The sequence below is a fragment of the Burkholderia sp. SCN-KJ genome (genome assembly GCF_024656005.1).
In the GTDB taxonomy this organism is placed as follows: domain Bacteria; phylum Pseudomonadota; class Gammaproteobacteria; order Burkholderiales; family Burkholderiaceae; genus Burkholderia.
Genome location: NZ_JANKOG010000035.1, coordinates 16,443 through 30,997, shown reverse-complemented (window position 1 = coordinate 30,997; position 14,555 = coordinate 16,443). Strand labels below are relative to the sequence as shown.

General features: G+C 64.3%; 12 protein-coding genes and 1 pseudogene. 5 read left to right on the top strand and 8 right to left on the bottom strand.

The genetic code is table 11. From position 1 onward, the window contains the following. Positions 1 to 9 precede the first annotated feature (9 nt). The 3 genes from NQV17_RS34075 to NQV17_RS34065 form a co-directional block, all read right to left on the bottom strand. On the bottom strand, positions 10 to 1,527 hold the full coding sequence (locus NQV17_RS34075) for a mannose-1-phosphate guanylyltransferase/mannose-6-phosphate isomerase (RefSeq protein ID WP_257775636.1): 1,518 nt from the start codon (positions 1,525 to 1,527) through the stop codon (positions 10 to 12). An 89-nt stretch (positions 1,528 to 1,616) separates the two neighbouring features. Continuing rightward, positions 1,617 to 2,591 carry a GlxA family transcriptional regulator gene (locus NQV17_RS34070; protein WP_257775635.1) on the bottom strand — a complete coding sequence of 325 codons (975 nt, stop codon included), beginning with the start codon at positions 2,589 to 2,591 and terminating at the stop codon, positions 1,617 to 1,619. Between the two features lie 657 nt (positions 2,592 to 3,248). After that, positions 3,249 to 3,506, bottom strand: a complete 258-nt coding sequence (locus NQV17_RS34065) for a hypothetical protein (protein WP_044846981.1) — start codon at positions 3,504 to 3,506, stop codon at positions 3,249 to 3,251. A gap of 703 nt (positions 3,507 to 4,209) precedes the next feature. On the opposite strand from NQV17_RS34065, the gene NQV17_RS34060 reads away from it, so the two are divergent. Continuing rightward, entirely contained in the window at positions 4,210 to 4,671 is a 462-nt protein-coding gene (locus NQV17_RS34060) for a GDP-mannose mannosyl hydrolase (RefSeq protein WP_059681343.1), read from the top strand. Between the two features lie 68 nt (positions 4,672 to 4,739). Here the strand turns inward: NQV17_RS34060 and NQV17_RS34055 are convergent, their stop codons facing one another. Continuing rightward, on the bottom strand, positions 4,740 to 5,783 hold the full coding sequence (locus NQV17_RS34055; protein ID WP_257775634.1) for a GlxA family transcriptional regulator: 1,044 nt from the start codon (positions 5,781 to 5,783) through the stop codon (positions 4,740 to 4,742). 435 nt (positions 5,784 to 6,218) lie between these two features. On the opposite strand from NQV17_RS34055, the gene NQV17_RS34050 reads away from it, so the two are divergent. The 3 genes and pseudogenes from NQV17_RS34050 (at position 6,219) to NQV17_RS34040 (ending at position 8,294) form a co-directional block, all read left to right on the top strand. Further along, complete coding sequence (locus NQV17_RS34050; protein ID WP_257775633.1) at positions 6,219 to 6,683, top strand: hypothetical protein; 465 nt, start codon at positions 6,219 to 6,221, stop codon at positions 6,681 to 6,683. A gap of 787 nt (positions 6,684 to 7,470) precedes the next feature. Next, positions 7,471 to 7,892, top strand: a pseudogene (locus tag NQV17_RS34045) (porin); the annotation flags it as partial. Positions 7,893 to 8,099: 207 nt separating this feature from the next. Continuing rightward, positions 8,100 to 8,294, top strand: coding sequence for a hypothetical protein (locus tag NQV17_RS34040; protein WP_257775632.1), 195 nt, complete (start codon positions 8,100 to 8,102; stop codon positions 8,292 to 8,294). Between the two features lie 3 nt (positions 8,295 to 8,297). On the opposite strand, the gene yjfF is transcribed toward NQV17_RS34040, so the two are convergent. The 4 genes from yjfF to NQV17_RS34020 form a co-directional block, all read right to left on the bottom strand. Further along, positions 8,298 to 9,425: a galactofuranose ABC transporter, permease protein YjfF gene (gene yjfF, locus NQV17_RS34035; protein ID WP_257775631.1), complete on the bottom strand. Its 1,128-nt coding sequence runs from the start codon at positions 9,423 to 9,425 to the stop codon at positions 8,298 to 8,300. Next, positions 9,422 to 10,462: an ABC transporter permease gene (locus tag NQV17_RS34030; protein ID WP_257775630.1), complete on the bottom strand. Its 1,041-nt coding sequence runs from the start codon at positions 10,460 to 10,462 to the stop codon at positions 9,422 to 9,424. Before NQV17_RS34030 ends, yjfF begins: the two co-directional genes overlap by 4 nt. Beyond that, entirely contained in the window at positions 10,459 to 11,973 is a 1,515-nt protein-coding gene (locus NQV17_RS34025) for a sugar ABC transporter ATP-binding protein (protein WP_257775629.1), read from the bottom strand. Before NQV17_RS34025 ends, NQV17_RS34030 begins: the two co-directional genes overlap by 4 nt. Positions 11,974 to 12,041: 68 nt before the next feature. After that, positions 12,042 to 13,004 carry an ABC transporter substrate-binding protein gene (locus tag NQV17_RS34020; protein WP_124523762.1) on the bottom strand — a complete coding sequence of 321 codons (963 nt, stop codon included), beginning with the start codon at positions 13,002 to 13,004 and terminating at the stop codon, positions 12,042 to 12,044. 475 nt (positions 13,005 to 13,479) lie between these two features. On the opposite strand from NQV17_RS34020, the gene NQV17_RS34015 reads away from it, so the two are divergent. Next, positions 13,480 to 14,544, top strand: a complete 1,065-nt coding sequence (locus NQV17_RS34015; protein ID WP_257775648.1) for a DNA topoisomerase IB — start codon at positions 13,480 to 13,482, stop codon at positions 14,542 to 14,544. Positions 14,545 to 14,555 lie beyond the last annotated feature (11 nt).

Below are 14,555 nucleotides of genomic sequence, written 5' to 3'. Positions count from 1 at the left end.
ATCGGGGCATTACGCACGCCCGTACGTATCGTCGAACCGCACGATGTCGTCCTCGCCGAGATACGATCCCGATTGCACTTCGATGAGCTCGAGCGGCAACTTTCCCGGGTTCTCGAGCCGATGCGTCACACCAAGCGGAATGAAGGTGGACTCGTTTTCGCCGAGCATGAATTGCTCGTCGCCGCGGGTAACGAGCGCAGTTCCGCTCACGACGATCCAGTGCTCGGCACGGTGGTGGTGCAGCTGGAGCGATAATCGTCCGCCCGGATGCACGACGATGCGCTTGACCTGGAATCGGGCACCGTGATCGATCGAGTCGTAGTAGCCCCACGGGCGGCGCACCTTCCGGTGCGTGTCGGCTTCCGGCGCCTGTTGCGCGCGGATCCGGTTCACCAGGCCCTTCACGTCCTGGACGCGCGAGCGGTCCGCCACCAGCACCGCGTCGGCGGTTTCCACGATCACGGCATTGGTCATGCCGACACATGCGACGAGCCGCCCTTCCGAATGCACGAAGCTCGACGTCGCACCTTCGAACACGACCTTGCCGCGCCCGACGTTGCCGTCCGCATCCTTGTCGAGCGCCTCCCAAACCGCATCCCACGAGCCGAGATCCGACCAGCCCGCATCGAGCGGCACGACCACGCCCTCCACCAGGCTCGTGTCGGACACGAGGCGTTCCATCACCGCGTAGTCGATCGAATCAGACGGCGACTTGAGAAAGGCATCCTCATGCGGCCGGAAGAAAGGACCATCGTGCTTGCCGTCCACATGTGCCGCGAGGCATGCGGCGTGCATATCGGGCTGGAGCGTGCGCAACGTGTCGAGCCAGACGCTCGCACGCACGACGAAAATGCCGCTGTTCCACCAGTACGAACCCGATTCGACGTACTGCGCCGCGAGTTCGGCGGCCGGCTTCTCGACGAATCGCTCGATGCGGTGCGCACCGGCGCCAAGGGCCTCGCCGATCTTGATGTAGCCGAACCCCGAATCGGGCCGGGTCGGCGGCACGCCAAGCGTCGCGATCGCGCCGCGCCGCGCGTGCTCCACCGCGAGTGCGATCGCACGATGAAACGCGGCGGTATCGGCAATGGCGTGATCGGCCGGCATCGCGACGACGATCGCGTCCTTCCCGTCCGCACTGGCGGCAGCGACCGCCAGCGTCAGTGCGGGCGCCGTATCGCGCCGGGCCGGCTCGACGATGACGCGGGCATCGAGTCCGCTGGCCCGAAGCTGCTCCGCCGTGACGAAACGATGCTCGTCGCCGCAAACGACGATGGGCGCCGACACATCGCCTTCCTCGATCGAAAAACCCGTCATGCGCTGGACGGTTGCCTGCAGCAGAGAATCCGCACCCAGTACGCCGATCAACTGCTTCGGATACTGTCCGCGCGACATGGGCCACAAGCGCGACCCCGATCCGCCCGCGAGAACGACGGGCGCGACGCTGACCTTCACGTCGACTGCGTCGCCGCGACCGGAGCCGACCGGTCCTGTTTCGCCGCCCTCTGTTTCGATGGATGCCGACATAATCTGCACTCCTATTCTCTCAGGCAATAATTCGATCTGAAAATCCGGGAATGAGCTCCGTCCCTTCGCCGAAGCTTATCCAGCCTTCTCTACAACTCCAGTTCCGTCTGGCCCGAGCGCGCCTGGAACCGGTATTCCGAGGGTGTCACGTCGAGGTGTCGCCGAAAAATTTTGGCCAGACGATCACCGTTCCCCCACCCGCATTGCCGCGCGATCGTGCCGATCGGCAAGTCGGTTTCCATCAACATCTGCACCGTGCGCTCCAGGCGAACCCGCAGCAGAAATTCGGACGGCGTCACGCCGATTTCCTGCTTGAAATGCCGCAGGAAGTTCCGTTCGCTCATTGCAGCAACCCGCACTGCATCGCTGACGGATATGGCTCTTCCACAGTTCTTGCGCAACCAGCTCGCCGTCGCGCGGATCCGATCGGCTGGCGTGCCATTGCGCACTTCACCCTCCTGCTCGGCCGGCTCGAATGCGTCGCCCAGCGCGAGCCGCGCCGCAATGCCTCGCACCGCGTCGCCACCCAGGTCACGTTCGATGAGCGCCAATGCGGCTCTTGCCGGCTCGTAGCCGCCGCGACCCACGCGCACCGCATCCACTGCGTCGATCACGTGCGAGCCATTCAGCGCCGCATCGATCAACATCCTGCCTTCGCCGATCGTCTCGACCATGCCCGCCTTCGGCAGCACGATCCGCAACCAGTCGATCACCCGGGCGTCGCGCGACGCGCGCCGCGCACCTTCGCCACCCGCGACGAAGAGCGCATCGAATGCGTGCGCCGAGCCCGCATCGCATGCGAATGTCCGCACGCTGATGGCCGACGACCAGACGATGTTTCCACCTTTCGACGAATAGAAGCGAATGTCGTACAGCGGAAGCCCTGTCGCGCGCGGCGCATAGATTTCATTGGCTACTTCGAACACCTCGAATACCGCGCCCGCCGCAAACAACGAGAACCCGTCGAAGACGACAACGCCGATATCCCGATTCCTGCGTGACCGCTTTCCCCCAACATCTGCTGCCGCTTCATCTCCCGAATGATCGACACTCGTGTGCGTCATGGCGTGCTCTCGGACAATCAGTCCAATCAACTTCGGTCGTCGTTTTTTACTCCGTTGCGACGCATCATACCGAGGGCGCCGAATGGCGTTTAAACACTGGCCGATTCGAACAAACAGTCGTCGGATTAGTCTGCGGGAATTCCCTGATCGGCCAAATGTTGGCGGTTTCCGACTACCTCGCGGCAGCGAAACAGATGACGAAGAGCTTGCAGAAACAGCGGCGCTCGCATGACGAGCGAGTGATATCCGACGGCAGTCGTTCGGTGATCGAAGCGTCGTGGTGCGCCCCACGGGCGGTCAGGCGTTCGGCAAGATGCGCGGCACCTTCGTGCATGAATCACGACGACAAGCAATGTGGTGCGACACGATCATGTGCAGGCTGGCATCGTCGTGGATCAGTCGATTCGGCCGTGGAACTCGACAGTACGGTGGCGCAACGCGATCGGCGTCGTTGACGATCAGCCTGCATCGATGCGTCGTATTCGGCCACGGGTACCGCGCAAAGCCGATTAGCCCGGATCCGCCAGCCCGGCGCCTGGCGAAACGCGCTGACGACGCGATGCAGCAATCCGCCGCCCCTTCAGTTCCTTGTATTTTTTGTTCGAGCCGGCTGGCACTCGTTCCAGCCGCATGACGACGCACACGCGAGCCGGGCGTCTACGACATCACCGCGCTCGCAACGAGCGACGCAATCGCCACGGGTAGCGCGAACAGCGCCGACAGCGCCATCCTTTTCAAGATTCGAGCGCGCGCCACCTCGCGCGAGCCGCGTGCTCGGCGCGACTGAAATTCGAGCAGCAGCAGCCCCTGACCATGTCGTGCGCCGGCCCAAAGGCCGGACGCGGTGCTGAAGACGAGGTAGACGAGAATCCAGACGAAGCAAATCCTCGAGAAGATAAGAAGCGCGACGTTCATGGCGGCGATGCTCCGTTTTCGGCGAGATACCGCGCATCAGATGGCGCGCGGTTCGATGCCGATAGCGTACATTGCAATGCAGCATGCCGGACATGACAATTGATCCGACGATTCCGCCAACCGGTTACCGCACGTTTCCTCCGCGTGGCGCGCGACGCGAAGCGCCACGCGCGTGCAACAATGTTCGCACTGCTTCGCAATGTTCGAAGCCAGGCCACACGGATCGTCTTGCGGATCCACGACTCGAACGACGGCGACTGACATTCACCGTACGTGCAGTTCGACCCGTGATGAATAAAAAGGCCTGCGTGCCACACGGCACGCAGGCAAAATTCCGAGGAGAGTTCCGGGGTGAACGCGTCTCCTCGAAAGGCCAGACAAAAGCGTAACGTCGAATCGACCGTTTCAAAACGAGATGGCGGCTTCGACCACGATCATGGCCGAATGAAAATGTATCGATGCACGCGCACGCGTTTCTCGACGGGTATTGCGCCGTCACGCCCGATTCGCTTTCCGTAATTGGCGGATTGCTTCGGTGTTTTGGCCGACGAGCGCAATCTCGACTAGCCATGATGAGATGCGTGCTGACGGACATCCACCGTTCGTTCATCGACATAGCCGGCACGTCATCGCCGTGAGCGATTCGCCTCGAACGCGCAACGATGCCGGTGCACTTCGACAGACTTCCAGGAGCCTATCCGTCATGCTTCCGCTGGACACTTTCTTGCGCGTCGTCGACGCAACCCCGCTCGTTGCGATCGACCTGATCATCTCGAACGGCGATGGCGCGTATCTACTCGGTCACCGTGTCAATCGTCCCGCACAGGGTTTCTGGTTCGTGCCGGGCGGCCGGATCCGCAAGAACGAGCGTCTCGACGATGCGTTCAATCGTATCGCGCGCGACGAACTCGGATGTAGCGGTCTGGAACGTGCCGATGCCGAACTGATCGGCATCTATGATCATCTCTATGAAGACAACTTTGGCGGCGAACCGGGTATCTCGACGCACTATGTGGTGATGGGATACAAGCTCCGCGGCAAGTTCGACCTCGTGTCGCTGCCGAACGCCCAGCACACTGCCTACCGATGGGCGACCGCCGACGAGATCGTCGCCGATCAAACGGTCCATTCGAATACGCGAACCTACTTCGGCACGTCCGCCTGAAATCGGGCGAGCGCTGCTCCGGCGGACAAATCGACTACCCGACGCCGGTCGTTAGCCCGGCGCGGGCATCAAAGCGACGATGTACCGTTGCGAATGTCCGAGCCGCCAACCGACGCGAACATTCTGTCCCGAGCGGCCGCGCGATACTCCGTCGGCGACATCGACAGATGCTGGCGGAAAAGCTTGGCCAGCCGGTCTCCGCTGCCGAGACCGACCCGCCGCGCGACCTTGTCGGCGGGCAAATCCGTCTCGACCAGCATGGAGCACGCCTTTTCGAGCCGCACCCGCAGCACGAATTCGGTTGGCGTCACGCCGATTTCGTTCTTGAAGCGCCGCAGGAAATTCCGCTCGCTCATCGCAGCGGCCTGCGCTGCATTGGCGATCGAGATGCGATTCGCACTGTTCGCCCGAAGATGCTGAGCGGCCGCGCGAATCAATTCACTGGCTCGCGCCTCCTGCGCCCCGAACAGGACGCTCGCAAATTTCCTGTTCGCCCCCGGCATCATGTATGAGACGATCTCTTGCGCGACTTCGTAGCCGGCGTCACGCACGACGATCGACAACGCGGCCGCAAACATGCCTTCACCATCGTCGTCGGATGGCCCCGATTCGCCCATACCGCCAACGGCAAGCGCCGCTTGCGGTACGACTTCCGGAACTTTCTGGTTCAGGCGAATCGCCGTCAGCATTTCGGCGCCGGCATTGTCGCCCTTGACCACGCGAGCGCGCTGATGGGCATGCTGCAACCAGCTGATGAACGCATCGTCGAGGCCGCCTGCCCGCCCCTGTCCACCGAGCACGAACATTGCCTGCACACTGCTCGCATCGAGCGGGCGAGCCGCTTCCGTCCAGATCTGTACCCCCGACGACGAACGAACAGCGCCGCCGTGACTGGAATAGAGCCGCAATTCATAGCGATCGGCAAACGCGACGTTCACGCCTTCGAGCTGATTTGCAAGCTCGAATACTGCGGCCAGCCTGCCCATTTGCATGATCGAAAATCCGTCGAGCAGCAGGATGATGACGCTGTCCCGCCGACGACCGACGCTTCTTCCCCGGTCACCACTCACTCTGAACCCCGTAGTCGTTTCGTTCGGCGCTATTTGCATCATCCCGGCCTCTTAACAATTTTTTGCATTTTCTGCAGCGCATCATATGCGGCTAAATCGTCGGCCGTTCCGTCGGTGTCCGATCTCGCCTCATTGTTGACGGAATCGGTCAAGGCGATGATATGGAACCAATTATTTGTTGATAATCAGGAATAGGGATGGGTGTGACGGCACAAAGTCGCGAAGATTTGATCCAGGTCAAAGACGTAACATTTTTGCAACACAACAAACAGCGCATGTTTCAGCAGAAGATAGAGCATGCGCTCAATTCCTTACAAAACCTGACAATGTTGGTCACCAGGAATGACCCCGTTCGCACGTCCGCCACCGCAATAGTCGGAGTGGAGGGGAAGGGACAAAAATATGCGCAATGCATCCTTCTGCGGGAGAGGATATTACCCCGCAAACTCAGTCACTCATGCGCGATACGAAAAAATCATGATGGCAAGCATTTTAACGTTTGCCTATATTAAGCAAATTCTTCTATATGCATTCAAATTCTTATTTATCGATGATAGCCGAATTTCATCAGATAAATCAGCACCGGCGGGAAGGCTCGAATATTTCGTAACATCGAACCCCACGTGCGCCACGTCCTGCGCGTCACATCACCAATGCCATCGGTTTCTGCAACATGCGATTCTGCCGCCGGCCGATCGTGATACTTGCCCGGTCGTCGATCGTACGAAGCGCATTCCGCCACTGAAACGGGACTTCGTTCCGGTCGTGGCGGGGCCGGTGCGAGACATACACCGTTCACCTGCGGGACGCGTGCGCTCGTCAGCGCCGTGGACGATGCGCGTCGCAGCTCCAGAACGGCGTCCGGTGGCGCATGCGGCCACACATGACTCGGAGATTTCCGCCTTGCCAACCAGTAAGGAAAACGAATCTTTATGTGCGTGATCGTACGACGTGCACATCGACATCCGGCGCACGGCGGCACCCTCCCCCACCGATCAGTTTCAGAAATCGAATTCCTGCCGGCATGACTTCAATCGCGATGATTGCTCTCGCTGTAAAGCGTCGTCGAACAGGCTTTGCGCACGCCATTCAATCTGACGGTCGATCCGCACATCGATCTCACGCATCGTGCAGCGATTATCGGTTCGCCATCGCTTTCGAATTCTCCGGTCATTGATTCAAGCGTCTGCGACGCCCATAGCCGGAATTTTCCGATGTGACACGCAGCTTGAAAACGCCTTCTTTCCCGGATGACGCCGTCCGCGGAGCAACCATGAGTTAATATCGCAGCGCCTGTAGACCAAGCCGCCTCGGACATGAGCGTGTCTGCACCGCCATCACTCGCTGCGGTTTCCTTAACGGCCCGATTCCGCACACGTCTCGTTCCGGATCTTTCGATACGCCTCGGCACGGTTTCTCGAAGAGTCCACACATACCCCGGACGATGAGGCCGCACGACAAACGAGAGTGCCGACTCCGCGCCGGCTGCCTCTGACTCCTCAATAATAAAATCGAAAACCGCTTCAAAAAATCTACGAAGTCCGATCAAATCAAATCATTGGCGCATCGCGCCTATATTAACCCGTTGTATTTTCATTAACCCATCGAAAAAGAGCACCCTCCGTTATTTTTTAGAGGCACCTCTCCTTTTTAATTTCGCACTAGAAATCTCTCGATGTGGTCGCTTCCGTTCATTTGAACGCAGGCATGCTTGCAAAAAGGAGCGACCATGAAACACGCATTTTTTCCTGTCCTTGCGATCGCGTCGGTCGCGATGGCCGGCGTAGCCCACGCGCAGTCGAGCGTGATGCTGTACGGGACGATCGACACGTCGCTCACGTACGTGCGCAACGCCGGCGGCGGAAAGAACCTTTGGGCGCTAGGCAACAGCTGCGCCGGCAATCTGTCGGGCAGTCGTCGGGGCTCAAGGGTTCGGAAGATCCCGGTGGCGGCCTGGCGGCGATTTTCCAGCTGGAAAACGGCTTCAATCCGAGTACGGGCGGCCTCGGCCAGGGCAGCCGCATTTTCGGCCGCCAAGCCTATGTCGGGTTGACCAGCAACCGGTATGGCTCGCTCACGCTCCGTCGCCAATACGATCCGCTGATCGACCTCGTGCAGCCGATTACCGCGGACGGCGCCGGCGGTTCGATACCGGCGCAGGCGTCGATCGGTTCATACGGCTACAACGGCACGAAAAAGCAGGCCCTCGTCAATCTGGGACTGCGTCATCGGTTCTAATCGTCACTTCGGAGCGCCGGCAGGTCCGGCGGCCGCCGTGGATACTTGTGACGGCCGACGGCCGACTGCCGACCGCCGCTGCGCTCGACAAACCGGCCGTGCTCGCCAGCAACGGCCGCCTTGCGGATATCGCGGCATGACTCCGCGGGCGCGCATGCGGCGTTCGTCCAGGCGGTACGGGAGCCGCTCGATGCGCCGGACCTGCACGCGGTCGAGCGGCTGACCGCGTTGCTGAAACACATCGGCATCGCCGATGCGTCGAAACATACGCCGTTCAACGCCGAACCAGATATGGATATACCCGAACCTGCATAACCGTCACCGGCGCGCCGCCGACGGCGTGAACCGCCGCAACCGCCACACCCGCCGCATCGTCGACACCAACGCCGCATCGTCACCCGCCGCAGCTGACCCGGCCTGCCCAACTTCCCGCTTGCGCCGTTTCGGATCGAGTCCGGTGCCGCCGCTACGCCGCCGCGCCGCATGCCGCTCGATGATCCGCTGCAGCAGGCAGAACACGCACAGCAGCGCGCCGATCACGATCCGCGTCCACCACGAGCTCAGCGTGCCGTCGAACGTGATCAGCACCTGGATCGTGCCGAGGATGCCGACGCCGAACACCGAGCCGATCACGTACCCCACCCCACCAGTGAGCAGCGTGCCGCCGATCACGGTCGCGGCGATCGCATCGAGTTCCATTCCCTGCGCCTGCAGCCCGTAGCCGGACAGCACGTACAGCGTGAACACCACGCCGCCGAGCGCCGAACAGAAGCCGCTCAGCGCATACACGCCGACCTTCGTGCGCGCGACCGGCAGCCCCATCAGCAGCGCCGAGCGCTCGTTGCCGCCGATCGCATACACGTTGCGGCCGAAGCGCGTGAAATGCGCGACGTAGATCGCGGCGGCCAGCGTCGCGAGCGCGATCAGCGCGCCCGCGCTCAGCGTCCCGCCACCGACCGGCACGCTGATGCCCGCGAGCGCATGAAAGGTCGGCTCGTTGATCGTGATCGACTGCGTCGTGATCAGGAAGCACGCGCCGCGCGCGAGAAACATCCCGGCCAGCGTGACGATGAACGGCTGCAGCCGGAAGTAATGAATCAGCGCGCCCATCGCCGCGCCGTACAACGCGCCGAACACGAGCACGAGCGGCACGATCGCCCAGACGGGCCAGTGCAATCGTTCGGCGCCGACCGCGCAGAAGATCGTTGTCAGCGCAACGACAGAGCCGACCGACAGGTCGATGCCGCCCGACACAATCACGAACGTCATCCCGATCGCGACGATCAGCAGGAAGGCGTTGTCGACGAGCAGCCCGGTCAGCACCTGCATCGAGAAGAAACCCGTATACATCACGGATCCGAAGCCGAACAGCGCGGCGAACAGCACGATCGTCACGACGATCGGCAGCGTGCGCGGGTCGGCGAGCCGTGCGAGGAATCGGTTCATCGCGGCGTCGCTCCGGTGGTGGCGCGCGAACGCGCGGAAGGCAGCAGCCGCGACGCGCGCCGGACGACCAGCGCGCGCGCCGCGTCCGACTGGATCAGCGTCACGACGATCACGACCATCGCCTTCACGACGAGCGTCGCCTCCGGCGGCACGCCGATCGAATAGGTCGTGTAGGTGAGCGTCTGGATGATCAGCGCGCCGAGCACGGAGCCGGCGAGGCTGAAGCGGCCGCCGAGCAGCGACGTGCCGCCGAGCGTCACCGCGAGGATCGCGTCGAGCTCGAGCAACAGCCCCGCGTTGTTGCCGTCGGCGCTGCGCACGTTCGAGCTGGCGAGGATGCCGGCGAGCGCCGACATCACGCCGGAACACAGATACACGCCGAACACGACCGCCCCCGCGCGCAAGCCCACGAGCCGCGTCGCGATCGGATTCACGCCGATCGCGCGGATGAACAGGCCGAGCGCCGTGCGGTTCACCAGCAGCGCGCTCGCCGCGATCGTCGCGAGCGCGATCCAGACCGCGCACGGCACGGCCGCGAGATAGCCGCCGCCGAGTGCGAGGTAGCCGGGCGCGCCGATCGGGATGATCTGCCCGCCGGTCAGCAGCTGCGCGATACCGCGTCCGGCGACCATCAGGATCAGCGTCGCGATGATCGGCTGCATCCCGACGAACGCGACGAGCACGCCGTTCCATGCGCCGGCGAGCAACCCGACGCCGAGCGCGGCGGCAAGCGCCGTGCCGACCCGCGCCGGATCGCCGTCGAGCACGATCGCCGCGGCAGCGCCCGCGATCGCGACGATCGCACCGACCGAGATGTCGATCCCGCGCGTCGCGATCACGAGCGTCATGCCGAGCGACACGATCACGAGCGGCGCCGCGCGAGTCAGGATGTCGACCGGCGCGCCGAACAGGTGACCGTCGAGCAGCGCGATCGACAGGAAGCCCGGCCGATGCGCGACGTCGAGCGCGAACAGCAGCGCGAGCGTCAGCACCGGCCACACGAGCGGATGACGAAGCAAGGCACGGAGCCGCATCATGACCGGCCTCCCGCAATCAGTTGATACACGTGTTCCTCCGACGCGTCGGCACCGGTCAGTTCGGCGACCTTGCGGCGGTCGCGCAGCACCGCGATCCGGTGGCTCACGCGCACCACTTCGCTGATCTCCGATGAGATGAATAGGATCGCGAGCCCTTGCGCGCACAGCGCGAGCACGCGCTCCATGATGTCGAATTTCGCGGCGACGTCGATGCCGCGCGTCGGCTCGTCGAGGATCAGCAGCTTCGGCTCCGTCGCGAGCCAGCGCGCGAGCAGCACCTTCTGCTGGTTGCCGCCCGACAGCAGCCCGATCGGCTGCTCCGCGTCGCGCGCCTTGATGCCGAGCCGCGCGATGTACGTGTCGGCGAGCTCGCGCTGGCGCGCACGGCTGATCAGCCGCCACCAGCCGCGCCGCGCCTGCAGCGCGAGGACGATGTTCTCGCGGATCGACAGCGCGGCGACGATGCCCTCCTTCTTGCGATCCTCCGGGCAATACGCGATCCCGTTGCGGACCGCGTCGTGCGGCGACGCGAGCCGCTTGCGCGCGCCGTCGATCTCGATCGCACCGGTGTCGGTGCGCTCGGCCGCGAACGCAAGCCGCGCGGTCTCCGTGCGCCCCGAGCCGAGCAGCCCGGCCAGCCCGACGATTTCGCCGGGCCGCACGTCGAGATCGAGCGGGCTCATCATCCCGCGCCGGCCGACCTGCCGCATCGACAGGAACGGCGCGGCCGCATCGGCATCGCGCTGCACGGCCGCCGCGCCCGCCTGCAGCGTGCCGGACATCGGCTCGCGGCCGGTCATCTTCGCGACCAGCAGATCGACCGGCAGGTCGCGCGCGAGGTACTCGCCCTCGCGCTCACCGTTGCGCATCACGGTGATCCGGTCGGACACCGCGTAGGTCTGTTCGAGAAAGTGCGTGACGAACAGGATCGCGATGCCCGACGCCTTCAGCCGGCGCAGCACGTCGAACAGCCGCGCGACCTCGCCGTCGTCGAGGCTCGACGTCGGTTCGTCGAGAATCAGCACGCGCGCGTCGACCGACACGGCCCGCGCAATCGCGACCATCTGCTGCACGGCGATCGGATACGCGTCGAGCGAACGCGTGACGTCGAGCGACAGGTCGAGCTCGGCGAGCGCATCGCGTGCCCGCGCGTGGATCGTCTTCCAGTCGATCGCGCCGCGCCGCATCGGCTGCCGACCCGCGAAGATGTTCTCCGCGACCGACAGGTTCGCGCACAGGTTCACTTCCTGGTACAGCGTCTGGATCCCGGCCGCCTCGGCCTCGCGCGGCGCGGCGAAACTCACCGGCGCGCCGCCGACACGAATCTCGCCCGCGTCGTGCGCGTGCACGCCGGTCAGCACGTTGATCAACGTCGACTTGCCGGCGCCGTTCTGGCCCATCAGCGCGTGGATCTCGCCCGGAAACAGCCGGAAGTTCACGCGCTGCAGCGCGTGGACACCCGGAAACGCCTTGTCGATGCCGATCATCTCGACCACCGGCGGACTCGTCATGGATCGCCCTCGATTCGAAGCGGCGGCCGGACGGCGGCGAACGCGCCGCCGTCCGCGTGCGCCGGGATTCAATACTTGCGGGTCGGCAGCACCTGCGCGGCGACGCTCATCGGGAACACCGTCTCGTTCGTGACGATGCGCTTCGGCAGCTGCTTGCCGGCGACCACGTCCTTCACCGCGGTCATCAGCTGCGGGCCGAGCAGCGGGCTGCATTCGACGTCGACGTTGATCTTGCCGGCGACCATCGCCTGGAAGCCGCCCTTGGTCGCATCGAACGACACGACGCTCACGTCCTTGCCGGGCTTGATGCCGGCTTCTTCCATCGCCTGGATCGCGCCGAGCGCCATGTCGTCGTTGTGCGCGTAGACGACGTTGATCTGCTTGCCGTAGGTCTTCGCGAACGCTTCCATCACCTGCTTGCCGCCGGCGAGCGTGAAGTCGCCGCTTTGCGACGCGATCACCTTGAACTTCGGATTGTTCTTGATCACTTCGAGCAGGCCCGCGCGGCGGTCGTTGGCGGGCGCCGAGCCGACCGTGCCCTGCAGCTCGACGATGTTGACCGGGCCCGCGTCGTTCCTGTAGCGCTCTTCCAGCCAGTGGCCCGCGCGCCGCCCTTCCTCGAGGAAGTCCGAACCGATCATCGTCACGTACAGCGACGGATCCTTCACGTCGACGCCGCGATCGGTCAGGATCACCGGGATACGGGCCGCCTTCGCTTCGGTCAGCACCGGCTCCCAGCCCGACTCGACGACCGGCGAGAACGCGATCACGTCGACCTTCTGCGCGATGAACGAGCGGATCGCGCGGATCTGGTTCTCCTGCTTCTGCTGCGCGTCCGAGAATTTCAGGTTGATGCCGGCCTCCTTCGCCGCGCCCTTCACCGACACGGTGTTCGCGGTGCGCCACGCGCTTTCCGCGCCGACCTGCGAGAACCCGAGCGTGATCGGCTTTTGCTGCGCGTGCGCGCCGGTGGCCAGCACCGTCGCCGCGGCGACGATCGCGCCGGCCGCCAGCTTCCTGATGAATGTCATGGTCCGTCTCCGATGGTGTCGTTGTATGCCGCGGCGCCGGCCTGGCGCGGTGCCATGTCGTGCTGTTGTGGTTCTGCGTGGCACGGGCGCGGTTCGGGGCGATGCGGCCCGGCCGTTGCGGCCGGCCCGAGATGTACGCCCCGGATCAGTCTAGGAACAAGTCCGATAACCTTCCAATGAAATATTGGATTGAAGCGATATCGGTATCGGCATACGTATAAACACCTAAGCGGGCGGGGCGGCGTCGTCAAATGAGCTCGGGGCAATCAACGAGCACGCCACAGGGATTGTTTTTCTCCATGATCGGTCGGCGCAACGGTAACGGCATGGCGCCGAAAGCACGGCGCACGCTTCTTGCTGTCACGCTCCGAATCGCGCGAACGACAAGGAGAAGACGATGCCAGCAGCAGCGACGAGCGGGACCCGCACCGCCGATGCGCGGATCGACCGCGCGCGTCGATCGACGCATCGCAGCATGAAGACGCGCACGCCCCGCGCGGCACCTCCGGACGCAGACGTGACCGCCGCGCCGCTGCGCCACGTCGACGACCGGCGCCCCGGCTACACGCGCCGGCGGCTGCGCAACGGCTTCGCGTACTACGCGCCGGACGGCACGCGGATCCGCGACGCCGACGAGATCGCCCGCATCAACGCGCTCGCGATTCCGCCCGCTTACACCGACGTGTGGATCTGCACGGATCCGCGCGGCCATTTGCAGGCGACGGGGCGCGACGCGCGCGGACGCAAGCAGTATCGTTATCACCCGCAGTGGCGCGCGACACGCGACGCGAACAAGTACGCACGAATGGCTGAATTCGCCCGCGCGCTGCCGCGCATTCGCGCACGGGTCGCGCGCGATCTCGCGCTGCCCGGCATGCCGCGCGCGAAGATCGTCGCGACGGTCGTCCGGCTGCTCGACACGACGCTCGCGCGGATCGGCAACGCCGAGTATGCGCGCGAGAACGCGTCGTACGGGCTGACGACGCTGCGCAAGCGCCACGTGACGATCGGTCCGGGACAGGTGCGGCTGCGCTTCACGGGCAAGAGCGGGATCGAGCACGACGTGACGGTCGACGACCCGCGCGTCGGCCGCATCGTGCGCCGTTGCGCGGAGCTGCCGGGACACGAGCTGTTCCAGTATCTGGACGAAGACGGCACGCGCCATTCGGTCGGCTCGTGCGACGTGAACGACTATCTGCGCGACGCAGCGGGCGCGGCATTCACGGCCAAGGATTACCGGACGTGGGCAGGCAGCGTGCAGGCGCTGGCGTTGCTGCGGCGCATCCCGCAGCAGGACGTCGCGCACGCCAGCAAGCAGATCGTCGAAACGGTGCGCACCGTCGCCGAGGTCTTGCGCAACACGCCGGCCGTGTGCCGGCGCTGCTACATTCATCCGGTGGTGCTCGATACGTTCGAGGCCGGGATGCTCGCGGCGCTGCAGGTGCGCCGCACGCCGAGGGGGCTGCGCGTCGACGAAGCGGCGTTCGCGGCGTTGCTCGAGCAGGCGGCAAGGCAAGCGGGCAAGCGGTCGAACCCGTAAGGCCCACCGGC